Origin of the sequence: Sediminibacterium sp. C3 (assembly GCF_000508085.1) — a bacterium.
GTDB lineage: Bacteria > Bacteroidota > Bacteroidia > Chitinophagales > Chitinophagaceae > Sediminibacterium.
On record NZ_KI669560.1, the window covers coordinates 284,672 to 302,074 of the forward strand.

At 37.8% G+C, this 17,403-nt stretch carries 21 protein-coding genes and 1 pseudogene; 9 read left to right on the forward strand and 13 right to left on the reverse strand.

The window, feature by feature from the left end; translation table 11 throughout:
- Window positions 1-5 precede the first annotated feature (5 nt).
- A complete protein-coding gene (locus tag F777_RS0101340; protein ID WP_026750471.1) occupies window positions 6-887 on the reverse strand; it encodes a hydroxypyruvate isomerase family protein in 882 nt (293 codons plus the stop codon).
- 189 nt (window positions 888-1,076) lie between these two features.
- Between F777_RS0101340 and F777_RS0101345 the strand changes: the two genes are divergently transcribed.
- The 6 genes and pseudogenes from F777_RS0101345 (at window position 1,077) to F777_RS0101375 (ending at window position 6,213) form a co-directional block, all read left to right on the forward strand.
- Complete coding sequence (locus F777_RS0101345; protein WP_026750472.1) at window positions 1,077-2,243, forward strand: Gfo/Idh/MocA family protein; 1,167 nt, start codon at window positions 1,077-1,079, stop codon at window positions 2,241-2,243.
- Between the two features lie 3 nt (window positions 2,244-2,246).
- Complete coding sequence (locus tag F777_RS0101350) at window positions 2,247-3,302, forward strand: sugar phosphate isomerase/epimerase family protein (protein WP_026750473.1); 1,056 nt, start codon at window positions 2,247-2,249, stop codon at window positions 3,300-3,302.
- 50 nt (window positions 3,303-3,352) lie between these two features.
- Complete coding sequence (locus tag F777_RS0101355; RefSeq protein ID WP_026750474.1) at window positions 3,353-3,745, forward strand: c-type cytochrome; 393 nt, start codon at window positions 3,353-3,355, stop codon at window positions 3,743-3,745.
- 77 nt (window positions 3,746-3,822) lie between these two features.
- Window positions 3,823-4,515 (forward strand): annotated as a pseudogene (locus tag F777_RS15275) (DUF1080 domain-containing protein).
- Window positions 4,515-4,961: a nucleoside deaminase gene (locus tag F777_RS0101365; RefSeq protein ID WP_026750475.1), complete on the forward strand. Its 447-nt coding sequence runs from the start codon at window positions 4,515-4,517 to the stop codon at window positions 4,959-4,961. The pseudogene F777_RS15275 and the gene F777_RS0101365 overlap by 1 nt, the downstream one beginning before the upstream one ends.
- Before the next feature lie 143 nt (window positions 4,962-5,104).
- A protein-coding gene (locus F777_RS0101375; RefSeq protein WP_152530826.1) for an IS3 family transposase occupies window positions 5,105-6,213 on the forward strand; the annotation gives its coding sequence in 2 pieces (ribosomal slippage) (window positions 5,105-5,366 and window positions 5,366-6,213; 1,110 coding nt in all).
- A gap of 95 nt (window positions 6,214-6,308) precedes the next feature.
- On the opposite strand, the gene F777_RS0101380 is transcribed toward F777_RS0101375, so the two are convergent.
- From F777_RS0101380 to F777_RS0101395, 4 genes are all read right to left on the reverse strand, one after another.
- Window positions 6,309-7,427 (reverse strand): NAD-dependent epimerase/dehydratase family protein, encoded by a 1,119-nt coding sequence (locus F777_RS0101380; protein WP_201767555.1) that lies wholly within the window; start codon window positions 7,425-7,427, stop codon window positions 6,309-6,311.
- A gap of 308 nt (window positions 7,428-7,735) precedes the next feature.
- Window positions 7,736-9,328 carry an ArnT family glycosyltransferase gene (locus tag F777_RS0101385; protein ID WP_081720435.1) on the reverse strand — a complete coding sequence of 531 codons (1,593 nt, stop codon included), beginning with the start codon at window positions 9,326-9,328 and terminating at the stop codon, window positions 7,736-7,738.
- Window positions 9,329-9,336: 8 nt separating this feature from the next.
- A complete protein-coding gene (locus F777_RS15280; protein WP_071790295.1) occupies window positions 9,337-10,146 on the reverse strand; it encodes a lysylphosphatidylglycerol synthase transmembrane domain-containing protein in 810 nt (269 codons plus the stop codon).
- A gap of 39 nt (window positions 10,147-10,185) precedes the next feature.
- On the reverse strand, window positions 10,186-11,136 hold the full coding sequence (locus F777_RS0101395; protein ID WP_026750481.1) for a glycosyltransferase family 2 protein: 951 nt from the start codon (window positions 11,134-11,136) through the stop codon (window positions 10,186-10,188).
- A 137-nt stretch (window positions 11,137-11,273) separates the two neighbouring features.
- Here F777_RS0101395 and F777_RS18550 point away from each other — a divergent pair, with 137 nt between their 5' ends.
- Complete coding sequence (locus tag F777_RS18550) at window positions 11,274-11,426, forward strand: helix-turn-helix domain-containing protein (protein ID WP_081720436.1); 153 nt, start codon at window positions 11,274-11,276, stop codon at window positions 11,424-11,426.
- 182 nt (window positions 11,427-11,608) lie between these two features.
- On the opposite strand, the gene F777_RS0101405 is transcribed toward F777_RS18550, so the two are convergent.
- The 3 genes from F777_RS0101405 to F777_RS0101415 are packed head-to-tail and all read right to left on the reverse strand — an operon-like array spanning window position 11,609 to window position 12,979.
- Window positions 11,609-11,821 (reverse strand): hypothetical protein, encoded by a 213-nt coding sequence (locus tag F777_RS0101405; RefSeq protein WP_026750482.1) that lies wholly within the window; start codon window positions 11,819-11,821, stop codon window positions 11,609-11,611.
- Window positions 11,799-12,626, reverse strand: a complete 828-nt coding sequence (locus F777_RS15285; protein ID WP_051408350.1) for an IS3 family transposase — start codon at window positions 12,624-12,626, stop codon at window positions 11,799-11,801. The genes F777_RS0101405 and F777_RS15285 overlap by 23 nt, the downstream gene beginning before the upstream one ends.
- A gap of 59 nt (window positions 12,627-12,685) precedes the next feature.
- Window positions 12,686-12,979, reverse strand: coding sequence for a transposase (locus F777_RS0101415; RefSeq protein ID WP_026750484.1), 294 nt, complete (start codon window positions 12,977-12,979; stop codon window positions 12,686-12,688).
- Between the two features lie 591 nt (window positions 12,980-13,570).
- Between F777_RS0101415 and F777_RS0101420 the strand changes: the two genes are divergently transcribed.
- Together F777_RS0101420 and F777_RS0101425 are read left to right on the forward strand one after the other, a co-directional pair.
- Window positions 13,571-14,176 carry a superoxide dismutase gene (locus tag F777_RS0101420; RefSeq protein WP_026750485.1) on the forward strand — a complete coding sequence of 202 codons (606 nt, stop codon included), beginning with the start codon at window positions 13,571-13,573 and terminating at the stop codon, window positions 14,174-14,176.
- 67 nt (window positions 14,177-14,243) lie between these two features.
- Window positions 14,244-14,840, forward strand: a complete 597-nt coding sequence (locus F777_RS0101425; protein ID WP_026750486.1) for a hypothetical protein — start codon at window positions 14,244-14,246, stop codon at window positions 14,838-14,840.
- A gap of 2 nt (window positions 14,841-14,842) precedes the next feature.
- On the opposite strand, the gene yidD is transcribed toward F777_RS0101425, so the two are convergent.
- From yidD to F777_RS0101445, 5 genes are all read right to left on the reverse strand, one after another.
- Window positions 14,843-15,124, reverse strand: coding sequence for a membrane protein insertion efficiency factor YidD (gene yidD / locus F777_RS0101430; RefSeq protein ID WP_081720437.1), 282 nt, complete (start codon window positions 15,122-15,124; stop codon window positions 14,843-14,845).
- Complete coding sequence (locus tag F777_RS0101435; RefSeq protein WP_026750488.1) at window positions 15,117-15,521, reverse strand: ribonuclease P protein component; 405 nt, start codon at window positions 15,519-15,521, stop codon at window positions 15,117-15,119. The genes yidD and F777_RS0101435 overlap by 8 nt, the downstream gene beginning before the upstream one ends.
- A 101-nt stretch (window positions 15,522-15,622) precedes the next feature.
- On the reverse strand, window positions 15,623-15,778 hold the full coding sequence (gene rpmH, locus F777_RS17545) for a 50S ribosomal protein L34 (protein WP_071790296.1): 156 nt from the start codon (window positions 15,776-15,778) through the stop codon (window positions 15,623-15,625).
- A gap of 99 nt (window positions 15,779-15,877) precedes the next feature.
- The gene (murI, locus tag F777_RS0101440; RefSeq protein ID WP_026750489.1) at window positions 15,878-16,708 is read right to left on the reverse strand and encodes a glutamate racemase; all 831 of its coding nucleotides are present in this window, start codon (window positions 16,706-16,708) and stop codon (window positions 15,878-15,880) included.
- An 83-nt stretch (window positions 16,709-16,791) separates the two neighbouring features.
- Window positions 16,792-17,403, reverse strand: a complete 612-nt coding sequence (locus tag F777_RS0101445; protein WP_037369015.1) for an OmpH/Skp family outer membrane protein — start codon at window positions 17,401-17,403, stop codon at window positions 16,792-16,794.

Consider the following 17,403-nt stretch of genomic DNA (forward strand, 5'->3'; position numbering starts at 1 on the left):
AGATATTAAATATTACAGATTTCAATTGCCTTTTTCAATGAACCCAGTTTGTCCTTTGCAACAGGAATGAATTCCTGGGCCACATATCCTTTAAAGCCCGTTTCCACAATGGCTTTCATGATGGCAGGATAATACAATTCCTGTGACTCATCAATCTCATGACGGCCAGGCACTCCTGCGGTATGGTAATGACCAATATAAGCGGAATTGTTGCGGATGGTTCTGATTACATCTCCTTCATCTATCTGCATATGGTAGATATCGTAGAGTAATTTGAAATTCTCTGAACCAATCATTTTGCAAAGCTCCACACCCCAGGCAGTTTTATCGCACATATAATCTTTGTGGTCTACCTTACTGTTGAGCAACTCCATGATAACAGTAACCCCTCTTTTCTCTGCAAGCGGCATAATTTTCTTTAGCCCTTCTGCAGCATTCTTTAATCCGGTAGCATCATCCATTCCGTTACGGTTACCGCTAAAGCAAATCAGGTTTTTATACCCTGCATCTGCCACCAGATTAATATGTTCTGTGTAGTTTTTAATTAAAGTAGCATGATATTGTGGATCGTTCCATCCCTTTACCAGACTGATTTCTGCGCCATTGCACATGGTAGAAACCATACCGTGCTTTTTTAAAGTTGGCCAGTCTTTCGGTCCCACTAAATCAATACCCGTAATACCCATTTTTTTTGCTTCAACACATAATTCTTCCACAGATAATCCATCAAAACACCAGCGACAAACTGAGTGATTTATATTTCCTTTCATTGTATTTGAACCCGTTGCGCAGGACGCGAAGCTTGGAATCAGGGGCGTTGCTGCAACAGCAACGGAACCCGTGATAATGTTTTTAATGGCAGATCGCCTGTTGGAAGATTTTTTCATATAGCATTCAGAACCCTAATATAAATATTTGTTTGCAGTAAACTTCCATGAAATATATAAAATGTTCAAGAAGGTATTTGATTCGGTGAACAAATAACAAGAATGATTCATCTTTATTAAATGAATATAATCGGCGATTATGATTAAATTAGAGGCGCTTATCCAAACTATAAATTAAAAAATATACTTATGGCTAGAAAACTAAGAATGGGAATGATTGGCGGAGGCAAGGACGCATTTATTGGTGCAATCCACCGTCTTGCAGCCAATATGGATGGACAGATAGAGCTGGTTTGCGGTGCATTAAGCATTAATCCAACCATTGCCCAGGAATCCGGAGAAATGCTTTTCCTTCCGCAGGATCGTATTTATATGACCTATGATGAAATGATTACAAAGGAAGCCGCCTTGCCTGCAGACAAGAGAATGGACTTTGTAACCATCGTTACCCCCAACTTCGCACACTTTGCTCCGGCGATGATGGCGTTGGAGCATGGTTTTCATGTAGTCATTGAAAAGCCCATCACATTTACTTTAGAAGAAGCCAAGCAATTAAAAGCCAAAGTGGAAGAAACAGGTTTGACACTCTGCTTAACGCATACTTATTCAGGATATCCAATGGTAAAACAAGCCAGGGCAATGGTTGCTGAAGGCGCTTTGGGTAAAATCAGAAAAGTATGGGTAGAATACCCGCAGGGCTGGTTGAGCAAGCTGAGCGAAAGAGAAGGCAATGCACAGGCAGCCTGGAGAACCGATCCCAAAAAATCAGGAAAGAGCGGAAGCATGGGAGACATTGGCACCCACGCAGCGCATTTAGCTGAATATGTAACTGGTGCTCAGATCAGCAAGATTTGCGCAGACTTAAATACCAAGGTGGAAGGAAGAATGCTCGACGACGATGGATCTGTATTATTACATTTTAATAATGGCGCATCGGGCGTTTTAATGGCATCTCAGGTAGCAGCAGGCGAAGAAAATGCGCTTAAAATAAGAGTGTACGGAGAAAAAGGCGGATTGGAATGGGCACAGATGGAACCCAATACCCTGATTGTAAAATGGCTGGAAGCGCCGATGCAGATATTACGTGCAGGAGCTAATTACACCGATCGTTTGTCGAGTTTTGCTACCAGCAATTGCAGAACGCCGGGCGGACATCCGGAAGGATACCTGGAAGCATTTGCCAATATTTACAAAAACTTTGCAGCAACCGTACAGGCTAAAATTGAAGGACGTACCCCAACCAAAGAACAATTGGATTTCCCTGGTGTAGAAGATGGTATCAGAGGTATGGCATTTATTGACAACGTTGTAGCATCTGCCAATTCAGATGTAAAGTGGACCGAACATAAAATATAATTCATGACCAATATTAAAGGACCAGGGATTTTCCTGGCGCAATTCATGGGCGACACAGCCCCTTTTAATTCATTGGCTTCTATATGCCAGTGGGCGGCATCATTGGGTTTTAAAGGAGTACAAATTCCTTCTTGGGATGCCCGTTGTATTGATTTACAAAAAGCAGCAGAAAGCAAAACTTATGCAGACGAAATCAGGGGGATTGTAGCTGCCGCCGGATTGGAAATCACTGAGCTATCCACGCACTTGCAGGGACAATTGGTAGCAGTAAACCCCGCATATGATGCACTTTTTGATGGTTTTGCACCCGAAGCATTAAGAGGAAACCCCAAGGCAAGAACAGAGTGGGCAGTACAGCAATTAAAATATGCAGCGAAAGCTTCACAAAACCTGGGACTCAACGCCCACGCCACTTTCAGTGGTGCATTGTTGTGGCAAACCGTATATCCCTGGCCACAAAGACCTGCAGGATTGGTAGAAACCGGTTTCACAGAATTAGCCAAAAGATGGATGCCTATACTAAATGAGTTTGATGCCAATGGGGTTGACCTTTGCTATGAAATTCATCCAGGTGAAGATTTACATGATGGGGTTACCTATGAAATGTTTTTGGAAAAAGTAAACAACCATCCACGTGCTTGTTTACTATACGATCCCTCTCACTTCGTATTGCAATGCCTGGACTATAAAGCCTATATAGATCACTATCATGAGCGCATTAAAATGTTCCATGTAAAAGATGCAGAGTTTAATCCAACAGGAAAACAGGGTGTTTATGGTGGCTATCAAGGTTGGGTTGAAAGAGCAGGCAGATTCAGGTCTTTGGGAGATGGACAGGTAGATTTCAAAACCATTTTCAGCAAGCTGGCTCAATACAACTATACAGGTTGGGCAATAATGGAATGGGAATGTGCGTTGAAGCATCCTGAAACCGGTGCAGCGGAAGGTGCACCATTTATTCAACAACATATCATCCGTGTAACGGATAAAACCTTTGATGATTTTGCCGGTACGGGTTCTGATGAAAATTTTAATAAAACAATCTTAAGTATCAACTAACTTTAACCACGCTACTATCAGGTAGCGTATCACCATTTAAACGAACGATTATGAAAAAGTACTTAGTGTTATTTGCCATTACCGGATTGGTAGCTGCAGCTTGTGGCGGTAGTGAAGAAAAGAAAGAAGAAAAAGCAGCTGAACCAGCAGCAGCGGCTCCTGTAGCAGACCTTAGCAGCAATCCGGACTATACAAAGGGATTGGAACTGGTTGGAAAATCAGATTGCTTAACCTGTCATAAAGTAAACGATAAATTAATCGGACCTTCTTATAAGGATGTAGCCAACAAATATGAAGCAACGGAAGAAAACATCAGCATGTTGGCTGGCAAAATCATTAAGGGTGGTAAAGGTGTTTGGGGAGAAGTTCCAATGACTCCGCATCCTCAAATCAGCGAAGAAGATGCCAAAGCCATGGTAAAATATGTTCTACTCCTTAAGTAAGCCACATGAACCAACTACTATGGGTTACTGCAGTTGGAGCTGCTTTAATAACAGCTTCAGTGAACAGCAAAAATATAATGCCCTCAAAGGCTTCTGCAAATAATACAGTAATTTCTGTTTCAGCCAGTTCCAATCCCGCGAAAGCGAAATGGATTAAACTGTTTGATGGCAAAACCACCAATGGCTGGAAAACCTATTCGAAAGACAGCATTGGAAGCGCATGGAAAGTAGAAGACGGAGTTTTGTTCTTAGACTCAAAAGCAAAGAAAGAACAAAAACTGGGCGGAGGTGATATTATTCACGAAAAATCATTCGAGAATTTTCATCTTCGTTTGGAATGGAAGGTTTCTAAAAATGGCAACAGCGGTATTATTTTCTGGGCACAAAACGACCCGGCAAAATACAAAGCTGTCTGGCATACCGGACCTGAAATGCAAGTGCTGGACAATGGTGGGCATCCTGATGCAAAAATCAGAAAACACCGCGCCGGTGATCTGTACGATTTAATTGAAGGACCAGACACTGCTGTAAAGCCAGTTGGTGAATGGAACAAAGCAGAAATTATTTCTAAAAACGGAACACTGGAATTAAAACTCAATGGCGTTACTACGGTAAAAACCACTTACTGAGACGAAGCGTGGTTTAACTTAATTGCCAACAGCAAATTCAAAACCATGTCTGGATTCGGCAGAACTTTTAGCGGACATATTGCCTTGCAGGACCATGGAGACGATGTATGGTTCCGCAATATTGAAATAAAGGAATTATAATGCAAACCCTGAACCACGAGTACTTCATGCAACAGGCATTGAAAGAAGCCCAGCTGGCTTTTGATGCGGATGAAGTACCCGTGGGTGCAGTGGTAGTGATGAACAATCAAATTATTGCAAGAGCCCACAACCAGGTAGAGCTTCTGAACGATTCAACTGCGCATGCAGAAATACTGGCTCTCACTTCCGCTTATAGTTCATTAGGCGCCAAATACTTACCCGACGCCACTCTTTATGTAACTGTAGAACCCTGCCTCATGTGCTGCGGCGCCATTTATTGGGGTAAATTAGGGCGCATCGTTTACGGAGCATCCGACGAAAAGAACGGTTACAAACACCTCACCAAAGAACAGTGGCCCTTTCATCCCAAGACAGAATTGATCTCCGGCGTTTTAGAAGCCGACTGCTCATTTCTGATGCGTTCTTTTTTCAGGGCCAAGCGATAATTGATACCCCCTTTCACAAACCGTTTAAAGATTCTGCGGAAGTTGCATCTTAACCTTACAGTTCATAATACTTGTGTGTAAGTGCCCCTAAAATTCGGACAGTTTAAAAATAGAGCTAAAAGATTAAATTTAAACTGCAAAACATGAAAAAGACACGATTCACTGAGACCCAGATTGTTTCTATTTTGAAGCAACAGGAAGGTGGTAGAACCACAAAAGAGCTTGCCCGTGAACACGGAGTTTCTGAAGCCACTATTTACAATTGGAAGAGTAAATATGGTGGTATGGAAGCCTCGGATGTTAAGAAACTAAAAGACCTAGAAGAAGAAAATTCTAGGCTTAAGAAGATGTATGCTGATGTAGCAATGGACAATCAGATACTAAAGGATTTGTTCTCAAAAAAAGGCTGGGCCCTGCCACAAAAAAGCAGCTAACACAAGAGCTGGTGAATGAATACGGTGTACCGGTGAGCAGGGCTTGCAAGTTGATATCAATTCCACGTTCTCAGTTTTATTATGAAACTAAGAAAGACGATAAATCTGTGATTGAAGCATTGCAGGATCTAGCTTTTAAGCATCCAACGTATGGATTTAGAAAGCTCTTTGCATATTTAAGGAGATCTGGTAAAACATGGAACCATAAACGCGTGTATAGGGTTTATAAGCTATTAAAGCTGAATAAAAAAAGACGTGGTAAGCGGAGACTTCCAACAAGAGTGAAGCAACCATTAGCAGAGCAAAACACTATCAACCAAAGCTGGAGTATGGATTTTATGAGCGACAGCATGGTTGGGAATAGAAAGTTTAGAACCCTGAACATCATGGATGATTGTACTAGAGAAGTATTGGCCATTGAGATTGACACATCACTGTCCTCAAAAAGGGTCATTAGAACACTTGATAGAATCATTGAACAGCGTGGTAAACCAGTTGCCATTAGAACAGATAATGGGCCAGAATTTACCTCAAAAGACCTTGAGCTATGGAGTATTGACAACGGAATAAAGCTTCAATTTATACAACCAGGAAAACCAATGCAAAATGGTTTTATTGAGCGGTTTAATCGATTGTATCGTGAAGCAATATTGGATGCATACTTGTTCTTTGATTTAAATGAAGTAAGGTTATTGACAGAAGAATGGATAGAGGAATACAATAACCATAGACCTCATGAATCTTTGAACAACCTAACACCAACAGAATGGAAACTAAACCTTATTAAAAATGATTATTCTCTAATTAAAACTGTTTGATATTTGGGGTACTTACACCAAAAAACAAAAGAAAAACCGAAATTGTCTCAAATTCTTAACCCTTTTTGTCCAAAAATTAAGGGGTCGATACACTATTACACATAGAAAGATTTGTACCATGAAACAAAGTGTTCTAATCCATCGTTCACAGAAACAGTTTGACAATAATTAAAAGCATTATTGAATTTTTCCATTGAAGCATAGGTTGAAGTTACATCACCTTTTTGTTTTCCTTCAAAAACCACAATTGCTTTTTTACCAATTTTATTTTCCAAAATATTGAGGAATTCATTTAAAATTATAGGGTTACTGCCGCCTATATTGTATACATGTTTAATGTCTTTATTAAAATTATAGAGATCTAAGCATAGTCTAATTGAATTTAACCCGGCTATAACATCTGAAATGTATGTAAAATCACGTCGCATTTCCCCATTATTAAATATTTTAATTGGGTTGCCATTAATAATATCTTTAGTGAATGAAAAATAAGCCATATCAGGACGACCATATGGTCCATACACTGTAAAGAATCTCAATCCAATAGATTTAATTCCAAAAGTTTGCTGATAAGAATATGCGATTATCTCATTAGATATTTTAGTTGCTGCATATAAAGAAACAGGTTTATCAACATTTAAGTTTTCAACAAATGGCGTTTCCAAACTATCACCATAGACACTAGAACTACTTGCATAAACTAAAATTGCTTGTGGAGAATATAGTCTTATACTATCAATAACATTGAAAAAACCATTTATATTTGAACTTATATAAGCTGCTGGATTTATTAAACTATATCTAACACCTGCCTGTGCAGCTAAATGGTATATACAATAAACATTTGAGTCTAGTATCTTTGATAAATTATTAGTAATATCACATCTCCAAAATGAAAGTTTGTAAATTTTAGAAGAATATTCTTTATCAAAATAATATTTTTCTGAAATTATTCCTAAATCCTTTAACCTTGCATATTTTAAGTTTACATCATAATAATCATTTAAAGAATCAACACCTACTATTTCAAAATTAGTATTTGTTAATAGAAACTTTGCTAAATGGTATCCAATAAAACCTCCTATTCCTGTAATTATAATTTTATTCATCTCTAAGTTCAAGTTATAAGTGCTTTTTTCTTGTAGCAATTGATTTTGGTTTGGTAATAAAATTCTTACTAATCTATGGTTTGATAATTTTTCAATACGTTTCACTTGATAATTTGTTACCAAACTAAGGTCAATCTTCTTAGGGAAAAACCTTCTGTTCTGCCCTATTTTGTTTCAACTCTATATTTCACCTCGAAAATAAGAACAGAGTGTTAAATAAAAATTTCCTAATCTAACTTTTACAAATAAAAAAGCAAACACTTAGCAAATTAGTACCATCTTTAAAAGGCTACATAAAAAGTCTTATTTGAAATGCCAGCTGAATGAGCTATGCCTTTTATAGTAACACTTACCTTTCCAAAAGCTTTGAAAAATTTTGCAGTTCAATATAAAATTTTATTTTCACAATCTATTCATTTAGTTTTCCCAGCATCAAGTTTTTTCAATACAACTGTTGTTGGCAATTCAAATAAATCATGGTGTTTAGCTATAACCTCTAAGCTTAACAACTGTAATGAATCTAAATATTCTTCACGTGTAATAATAATTGCTTCTTGTTTTTGCTCTAATGCATTGTTAAGATCAGCAATGCTTTGATAAGTAATGATGTTTGAATTTTTAAGGTTAAAATTATATCCTGGATTATATTGCCTATATGCTATAACAGGGCAATCTTTTTTAAATAGTTTTAAAGTTTTATATACCGGATTTTGTTGATAAAGAACAGGATAAACAATAAGCAAGCCTATAATGTTAAAAACCAAATAAGTTATGCTTAAGGCAAGTATATTAGTACCCCATTTCCATTGCTTTTGCCTGAAAAGAAATAGGAATAGTATCAATGGGGCTATCAATAATAGTAAAGCAACCCATTTATTATTTGCAGCTTCAATTTCATTATTTATGGCGAAATAACCTGCAACAGGAATGAGGATTAAAAAAACAAGTAAAACAAAAAAGGGGTATTTTTTTGAGCAAAATTCGATACTAACTAATTCATTAATAAAACTGCCAAGCAATATTGAAATAAATGGATAACTGATCATTGGATAGTTGGGAAGCTTGGTGCCAGCAAAACAAAAGAAAGCAATTGGCACAAGAGCTGACAGCAATGCATATTTCTCCAAATTTAATTTAAATAGCTTTTTCCTTTCTCTAATTAGTTCTGCAATAAATGCTGTATATGGCAACAATCCTATTAATACAAATAAAACGGGAAGAATAAATAATCCACCATGGCCTTCTTTAGGAGAAGCAAATCTTTCAATATTGTGTTCAAACAAAAAACTTGTTATCCATTTTCCATTAGTTGCCTTATAGACCAAAATATACCATGGCAACACAATTGTCATTACTAAAGCAAATGCTGAAATTAAATGCCATGAAAAAAAGTAACTCCACTTTTTTTGCCATATAACCCAAATGAAAATCAAAATTGCAGGCAGGGCTAAAGCGATAGGGCCTTTGGCCAATGTAGCCATCCCTAATGCAAAAGCCCCAAGATATAGCTGGGATGTTTTTTTTTCATCAAGCCATGCAAAAAAGCTAAAAAATCCGAGTGTAATAAAAAATATTAAATATGGATCAGGAACGGATAAACGAAACTCAAATAAAAAATGTGTACTTGTTACCAACACTAATACTGAAAAGAATGCAATTTTCTTGTTAATGTACTTTTTTGTATAAAAATATGTAACACAAATTGTACCGAGGCCAGCAATAGCAGAAAAAAAGCGGGCAGCAAAAGCATTTATACCAAATATTTTGTAGGAAAGCATCATAAAAAAATAATGCAATGGGGGCTTATCAGTCCTCAATTCACTATTAAATGTTGGTACAATCCAATTAGATTTTTCCAGCATTTCAGCAGCACATTGAGCGTTTTTTGCTTCGTCTAAAATATACAAGGGAGTGCTTCCCAATTTCATAAACAGCAAAGAGGCTGTTGCTACTAATAACCACCAAAACTGCTTTTGATTATATTTATTGTGCATTGATAAAACCATACATTTTATTAATTTTTGATTGAGAAAGGATTTTTAAATACCCACAGAATACCTACAAAAGAAACCAAAACTGTAGTTCCATAAAACAGTAAACTTATGGAAATGCCTTGATGTTCATTTAAAGAAAAATTTGTGCATCCCCATAAATAAACCATTTCTCTTATTCCCAATCCTCCAATAGATATAGGTAATATGGCTGCTATTGAAGAGAGTAGGAATAATAAGATATATTCAGAAAAATTCTGCTCTATTGCCATAGCTTTTAAAATAAAAATTACACATATTGTTTGAAAAAGTTGGACAATAAAACCCAAAAGCACAGTCTGAACAAAACATTGCAATATAGAATGCGGCTTGAGTACCTTCATCATTACCCAATAGTAAAATGCCATTAATAAAATTGTTGAAAGAAAAAAAAGTAAAAAGTAATTACCTGAACCATCAATTAAATATGTTGTAAAAGAAGCTAATCCAAATAAAGCTAATACACCACTGATTCTGTCAAATAAAACTGCAGATATAAGGGTTTTTATACTAACTTTAGTTTGCCTGTTTAATATCATCACTTTATAGGCATCACCTCCTATACTTCCAGGTAAAAACAAATTGTAAAACATACCCAACCAGTATAGTTTTAAATTAAGTAATTGTGAAAGAGATATATTGATATTTTTAAAATATATGTTTAATCTGAACGATGATATTATTTTTGAAATAATAAAGCTTATGAGTCCTAATAATAAAAAGCATTTCTTACTTGACTGAATTAGATTCCATGTTTCGATCCAATTTACTTTTTTGTAATGTAAATGAAGCAAACAATAGTTACAAGAAGTTTAAGTATCAATTTAAGAACATTAATGATTTTGAATCTTTCCATAGATTTTTTTTATTGCATACTTTTTCTTGTTAATAGTTAAGTTATATGTTCCCATACCAATTTCAGCTAAAATACCAATGCTTATCAGTTGAATCCCACCTAATAAAAAAATTACTCCAACAATTAATAATGGTTTACCCCAAATAGCATTGCCAGCTAATTTTAGTGATAATAGATATAAATTAATAATAACTCCTAAAAACAAACCTATAACACCCATGGTTCCGAATAGATGCATTGACTTTTGGCTGTATTTTTTAAAAAAAAGAAGAAAAATTAAATCGCTCAGCACTTTAAATGTTCTGTTTATGCCATATTTTGATTTGCCAAATTTTCTAGAATGATGCAATACATCCATTTGAGTTATAGAAGCACCACCAAATGAGGCTAATAAAGGAATAAACCTGTGCAGTTCTCCTCTCAAATCAAGATCTTGTGCCACTTCTCTTTTCATTACTTTTAATGTACATCCATAATCTTTAATATTTATATTGGTTGTAATCCTGATTACAAAATTTGCAATTTTACTAGGTATCTTTCTAAGAAATGTACCATCTTGCCTATTTTTTCTGTTGCCTGCAACCATATCCCAGTTTTCACTTTTTAATTTTCCTAGCATCTCTGGAATGTTAATGGGGTCATTTTGCAAGTCTCCATCTAAAAAAGCAATATATTCACCTGAGGAGTATTCTATACCTGCAACCATTGCTGTACTTTGCCCGTAATTTCTTTTAAATTGAATTAAACTAATCCTTTCGTCTTGAATCAAAAAATTTTGGATTTTTTTACATGTATCATCAGTACTGGAATCATCAACGAAGATTATTTCATAATCAATCAGAGAAAGGCTTTTATATATTTCCTTAATAAGAGGATCAATGTTTTCAGCTTCATCATAAACAGGTATAATTACAGAAAGTTCTAGCATAGATTATTATTTAATTTTTTTTATGAATTTTTCATGTCTGCTTAGTTCAACAGATAAGTGCAATTTTTAAACAAAAGGTAAAAAAGCTTTTGAGGGCTTTTTGCCTTTTGACCAAGTAGTGCGACTTTTTGGTTACTATGACAAAAAATTACACTCAACTTAGTTTGGTACAAAGATATCAGATTGAGGCCTTTGTTGAGGATGGAATGAAACAAAAAAAGATAGCGGATTATTTGGGCGTCAATCCTTCTACTATTAGTAGAGAACTGAGACGAAATGTCACGTCCTAAAAAAACCTTACACATTTAAAAATTAATCCGGGTATTACTTTACAGGTGTTTTTCTAAATCCTGGATTTTGTTTACAATCAAAGATAGTCATTTCTAAGTTCAAGTAATAAGTTGTAATAGTTAGTAGTTGATCTGAAAGTTTAGGATTTTTTCTTTTCGGTTTTTATAGGTGTCTCGACCCCTTAAAAACTAGACAAAAGTTCAATATTGGTTAGTCTGTTTTGGGCTGTTTTTTCTCTGCTTTTGGCAAAGATAGCCTCGCCTGCAGAAAACTCAAGGCTATACGAAGCGGTGGTGGCCTTTTCACAAGGGCCTTCAACCACCGGCCTTGACTTTTCCTCCGGCTTTGCGGCTTCAGGTTGCCTAAGCAGATCAACGACCAGTATAATAGTCATCCCAGGCCTGTTGTGGTGATTGATCACCTAAGCTTCCGTGTAGCCTTCTTTCATTGTAATGCTTTTTCCACCTGTTCATGACCAGGCCGGCATCATAGATCGATTCAAACTCATATCTGCGTTCAATGGTTCGCTCTACAATGCTGTGATATGCTTCTATGAAAGAGTTCTCCTCCGGAGTGGCAACATGGGTAAATTCTTGGTCTACTTGCATCTCTTTGAGGTAATCCCTCACAAGCTGGGCAATGAACTGACTTCCGTTGTCGTTTCTGATGGTGATACCCTTAACAGGATGTTTTTCAATAATCCGGCTAAGCAACCACTTCACCTGTTCCTTTCGGATACGCCACCAAAGAAGCTGTCCCAAGATCTTGCGACTATATACATCGAGCACAGTCAACACCAATGCATTACGACCTGCACCATGGATATGAAGGTACTTGATGTCCATACACAGCTGCTGCATCGGCGCTTCGGCTTGTTGAGTGTAGTACTGAACAAACTTACGCTTGTCTGTCTTAACCTGAATTTTACTACAATACAGCAAACCTTGCTCCGCCATCAGCCTGTACACCTTTTTCCTATTGATTAGAAAACCTTCCTGTCGAAGACTGGAAGTCATCACCCGGTATCCATAGTCAACAAACTCAATGCCTAAAATAAACTTTACAGCAATAATCACGCTGATGTTGCTGAGCTCATTACCATCCTTCATCAGAGTATGGGTCGATGGCTTTCTGCCTTGTTTTCCCGATTTACATCGGTAATAGAAGCTACTCCGATTAACACCACACCATTGCAGCATCCGACTAACCTTTATCTTACTTTCAAAGAGCTGGATACAGGATCTTACATCCTGAACCTTTAACGGCTTTTTTTTAAAAGCTCGGTTTTGAACTCAAGCTCCAAAGCCTGGTTCGCAATGATCCGTTTCAAACGTTCATTCTCAGACTGTAACTGTTTGACTTCCGGATCAATGGTGTGATACTTGGACCGTAAACCAGCTATCCCATCCTGATTGAACTCCTTCTTCCAACGATGGAATAACGATTGTGCCACATTGTGCTTGCGTAGCGTCTCAGTAAGCCCGTACTGATCCACTTCCTGGATGAGCTGAAGCTTCTGTTCAACACTCCAACTTCGACGTTTTGTACTCATGGTTCCCTAAATTTAATGTTCTAAACTGAATTAAAAAATCAGTCCAGTCATTTAGGGGGCTAAGACAACACCCAATGACCGGTTTGAAGAATCTATTAAATCACAAAATTGTACCACAGTTTTAACAACTAATCATTAACTTAACATCCTGATACTTTGGTATCGAATTTGGGGAGTATTATATATCACTGATCATCTGTATAAGCATGTATTAGAGATAAGTAATTGTAATTACTTACTTAAAAACGGAAAGACTTATTTAATCAAGGATCTTAGTGAAATTGAAGAGCATGGCTACACAATGCCAGTATTAGATAGATAGATGTACATTTTTAAACTAAAAGAACTAAGTGAGCATTCGGCAATAAATGGTATTGTCTGTCTTAAAATAAATAAGCGAGTATTCGAGAAATGCTAGTTTTCGTGAGTTTTTGGGTTAAGGTAATTGCATTTCTCGGCCGTGAGCGTTTGATTTTAAGACAGACTCTTGATTTATGTCGAATTCCGAAAGAATTTATTGATTTAACAGCCATTTAAACCAATGCCGCGTAAATTTGTAATTCATTCATACACATTTTAAATAGAAATATTATGTCATTTACACTAGCACCTTTACCCTATGCGCACGATGCGCTTGAGCCACATATCGACACTACTACCATGCAAATTCACCATGGTAAGCACCATCAGGCTTATGTTGACAATTTAAACAAAGCCATCGCTGGTACACCCAACGAAGGCAAGTCTTTGGAAGAATTGGTGAAAGCTGCAGGCAGCATTAGCCCTGCTGTTCGCAACAACGGTGGCGGTCACTGGAACCATACTTTCTTCTGGGAAAGCCTTGCAGCCAATGCAGGTGGAACACCTTCAGGTGAATTAGCAGATGTCATCAATGCTGCTTTTGGCTCATTCGATGCGTTCAAAGAAAAATTTGCAAACGCAGGGATGACTCGTTTTGGTAGCGGTTGGGCCTGGTTAATTGTAAAAGACGGTAAACTGGAAGTAAGTTCTACTCCCAATCAGGACAACCCCTTAATGGATGTTGCTGAAGTAAAAGGAACTCCCATCTTAGGAGCGGATGTTTGGGAGCATGCATACTATCTTAAATACCAGAACCGCAGAGCAGATTATTTAGCTGCTTTCTGGAATGTAGTTAACTGGAGCAAAGTTGCTGAGCGTTTTGCAGCAGCCAAGTAAATAAAATCTTGTATTTTCACATCACGCTGTAGGTATCTGCAGCGTGATTTTTTTTAAATATAGTTGTATGAAAAACCTATTTGCCTTTTTTGTTGTTAGCAGTTTATTAATCGCCTGTGCCGGAAATGATAAAACCATTATCATCATGAGTAAGGGAGATGCCACAGTGGATTTAAATGCAGGAACCATTCAGGCAAAAGACGGCGCAGGTCATGAAGAAAAACTGGTAGCTGTAAACAAGGCCAATATCAGTTTTAAACTCAATACACCGGCAGGTGAAGCTACCGTTGAGTTAAAAGAAAATGGTCTGTATGTCATCAACGTAAAAAATGACACAATCATCGGCAGTTATCAACCCTATACCAGTGCTTCTCAGGCTCAAAAAGTAATTACGCAGGAAAGCCTGGCGCAAAAAATTGATTCTTTACAATTATTAAGCGAGGGTAAAAATGTAACTGCCGCCAACAGAAACTATTTCATTTTACCTAACCAGGCAACATTGATTACCAGCAACCCTCAGGCGCAGGTAGTGGGTCCTTATCACCAAATGCGTTCTGCAGAAAAAGTTGACGGAAAAGATCCTGAGATTTATCGTTTCTATAGCATCAAGGAAATCAGAGAGATGATTACTAAACTCAGAGCGCTTACTGTTGCGCCTGAATAAATTTAAGGAACCGGATCCCAGCCGGAACCTCCGCCAGGTCTGCATTTGCTGAGTCGCTTAACAAGCAACCATCCTCCTTTAAAAAGACCATATTTTTTTAAGGCTTCTTCTCCGTATTGAGAACAAGTGGGTATAAATCTGCACTTAGGCCCCATCACAGGAGATATAATGTATTGATATATTTTAATGAATGGGATCAATACATAGCCAAGCAAACGGGTTATAGAAAATTGGCTTTGCCGGCTTTTCTCAGAAGTTATTGGGGGATTACAACCGCTACACATGGCTTTCGGTTTCACTGATTTTTCGAACCAATTTTTCCAGGACTTTTTCCATAGTTTCCTTTAGTGCGGCAAACTCAGGGAGCTCTTTACCTATGTACAAAAAGAAAACATCTAAAGTTGATGTCTTTTGTTCCATGGCAGCATAAAGCGGGTGCTTTTGTGTTCTGTATACTTCGCGCAACAATCGTTTAACCCTGTTTCGGTCATTGGCTTTCTTAAAAATCCTTGAACTCACACCTACACCGGCTTGAACATTGCCTGAATTAACTTCTTCCGACAAGGTGTAAAACACTTTAATCGGGAAAATACTAAACGACTTACCCCTGGCAAATAGCCCTTCCAAAGCTTTTCTGCTTTTTAATTTTTCGTTTTGGGAATAAGTGTTTTTGATAGCCATACTTTACAAAACTAAAAAAGCTCCGTCACAAAGACGGAGCTCAATATGATTTGCCCAACAGGATTCAATTGATTCCTGTTTCCTCAGAGAGGATGAGGGGATTACTTTAATCCTTTTTCGCTGGAAACAGTAAGTTTCTTGCGACCTTTCGCTCTGCGGCTTGCCAATACTTTACGGCCATTAGCAGTCTCCATACGCTTACGGAAACCGTGAACGGTTTTACGACGACGCTTGTGTGGTTGGAATGTACGTTTCATTGATGTCTTTTTTTACTAACCCTAAAATATGGTTTCATTTCAGTGCTGCAGTCACCATACCGCCGCTTGTGAAAGGACGGCAAAATTAAGTAAAAAAGATTAATGACCCAATAGTATATGCTCCGATTTTAAGGATTTTCCGAAGAAAATAGCCCCTTTTTCATCAAAATCGGCGGTGGAATCGGTGGTACAGAACCTGATTTGCCCTTTTTTGGAACATTTATCCTCCATTGCAGGGTGCCTTTCCAGGTAATGAGCCAGGCTTTGGGCTACAATTTCTCCCTGAGCAATCAGCTGAATATGATTGGGCAAAATAGCAGAAATTTTAGGTATTAGTAACGGATAATGGGTGCAAGCCAGTAAAATGGTATCAATAGCAGGGGATTGTTGTAACAACTGATCAAGGCTTTCTTTTACAAAATAGTCTGCTCCTGACCCTTCATGCGCTCCGTTTTCAATCAAGGGCACCCACATGGGGCAGGCCTGCTGATACACAGCCATTTCAGGAAAGAAATGGGCTATTTCCAGAATATAGCTTTCGCTGATGACCGTTCCCTTGGTTGCCAATACCCCTAGCTGGCCCGATTCTGAGAAACGACCAATCACTTCAGCGGTGGGTCTGATCACCCCGAGAACCCTTTTAGATGGCCCGTAATTGGCCAAATCTTTTTGTTGTATTGTTCGCAAGGCCTTTGCTGATGCCGTATTACAAGCCAATATTACCAGTTCACAACCCTGCTCAAAAAACCATTCAACTGCCTCTAAAGTATATTGATATACCGTTTCAAAGGATCGGGTGCCGTAAGGTGCTCTGGCATTGTCTCCCAGGTATAGATAATCGTATTGGGGCAGCGCATTCACCAGTTCTTTTAAAATGGTTAATCCTCCGTATCCACTATCAAAAACGCCGATGGGTGCTGATGGTTGCATGGGCCTAAAGATAAAAACAAAAAGCCTCTCTGAAATCAATCAGAGAGGCTATATAATTCAGTTTACAGTGTTTGTATTCAGAACTATCCTTTACCTGCAGGCTTAGCCGCTGGCTTAGCAGGAGTTGTTGTGCTGCTTCCTGTAGCTGCTTTCCATGCATCTTCAATTTCCTTTGGTAAAGGAAGTTTTAATTTTTGTGCAGCGCGGATAGTGATATTATCCAATAAGTTTGGTCTTACATAAGGAGAAATGGTTTCAGCCTTTAAAACCAAAGTATACTTCTGCTCAGCAACTACTTCCTGAACGGCAGCATATAATTTTTGTCTGTATGGATCAACCAGTTCTTCGTATTTAGCTTGTTCCATTTGCTGAGAATATTCAGTCCAGTTAACCAATTTGTAACGGGCCTGTAGTAATTCTCTGGTTGCCATTTCTCTTGCTTTAGGAGGCATAGTTGCAGAATCTTTCTTGAAGATGCTGTCTCTGCGTTGGTAGTCAGCCAAAGTGTATTTGTATTCTTCCTGCAAAGAATCTATTCTGTAGCTATTTAAAAGGGTATCAATTTTAGCAATACCAGGGAACAAAGAAAGGGCGGCTTGCTCATCAAAATAACCAATTTTAACCTGAGCGCTGGCGCTGTTAGAGAAAAGTGTAACCGCAGCGATTGCCACACACACAAAGAGAAATTTTTTCAT

Excerpts from the sequence above, each read along its gene's own strand:
- yidD (WP_081720437.1), bottom strand. The coding sequence starts at position 15,124 with ATGTGTAGCGGTTGTAATCCCCCAATAACTTCTGAGAAAAGCCGGCAA.
- F777_RS0101355 (WP_026750474.1), top strand. The coding sequence starts at position 3,353 with ATGAAAAAGTACTTAGTGTTATTTGCCATTACCGGATTGGTAGCTGCA.
- F777_RS0101345 (WP_026750472.1), top strand. The coding sequence starts at position 1,077 with ATGGCTAGAAAACTAAGAATGGGAATGATTGGCGGAGGCAAGGACGCA.
- F777_RS0101415 (WP_026750484.1), bottom strand. The coding sequence starts at position 12,979 with ATGAGTACAAAACGTCGAAGTTGGAGTGTTGAACAGAAGCTTCAGCTC.
- F777_RS18550 (WP_081720436.1), top strand. The coding sequence starts at position 11,274 with ATGACAAAAAATTACACTCAACTTAGTTTGGTACAAAGATATCAGATT.
- F777_RS0101405 (WP_026750482.1), bottom strand. The coding sequence starts at position 11,821 with ATGACTATTATACTGGTCGTTGATCTGCTTAGGCAACCTGAAGCCGCA.
- F777_RS0101420 (WP_026750485.1), top strand. The coding sequence starts at position 13,571 with ATGTCATTTACACTAGCACCTTTACCCTATGCGCACGATGCGCTTGAG.
- F777_RS0101435 (WP_026750488.1), bottom strand. The coding sequence starts at position 15,521 with ATGGCTATCAAAAACACTTATTCCCAAAACGAAAAATTAAAAAGCAGA.
- rpmH (WP_071790296.1), bottom strand. The coding sequence starts at position 15,778 with ATGAAACGTACATTCCAACCACACAAGCGTCGTCGTAAAACCGTTCAC.
- F777_RS0101385 (WP_081720435.1), bottom strand. The coding sequence starts at position 9,328 with ATGGTTTTATCAATGCACAATAAATATAATCAAAAGCAGTTTTGGTGG.
- F777_RS0101350 (WP_026750473.1), top strand. The coding sequence starts at position 2,247 with ATGACCAATATTAAAGGACCAGGGATTTTCCTGGCGCAATTCATGGGC.
- F777_RS0101340 (WP_026750471.1), bottom strand. The coding sequence starts at position 887 with ATGAAAAAATCTTCCAACAGGCGATCTGCCATTAAAAACATTATCACG.
- F777_RS0101445 (WP_037369015.1), bottom strand. The coding sequence starts at position 17,403 with ATGAAAAAATTTCTCTTTGTGTGTGTGGCAATCGCTGCGGTTACACTT.
- F777_RS15285 (WP_051408350.1), bottom strand. The coding sequence starts at position 12,626 with ATGCTGCAATGGTGTGGTGTTAATCGGAGTAGCTTCTATTACCGATGT.
- F777_RS0101395 (WP_026750481.1), bottom strand. The coding sequence starts at position 11,136 with ATGCTAGAACTTTCTGTAATTATACCTGTTTATGATGAAGCTGAAAAC.
- F777_RS0101425 (WP_026750486.1), top strand. The coding sequence starts at position 14,244 with ATGAAAAACCTATTTGCCTTTTTTGTTGTTAGCAGTTTATTAATCGCC.
- F777_RS0101365 (WP_026750475.1), top strand. The coding sequence starts at position 4,515 with ATGCAAACCCTGAACCACGAGTACTTCATGCAACAGGCATTGAAAGAA.
- murI (WP_026750489.1), bottom strand. The coding sequence starts at position 16,708 with ATGCAACCATCAGCACCCATCGGCGTTTTTGATAGTGGATACGGAGGA.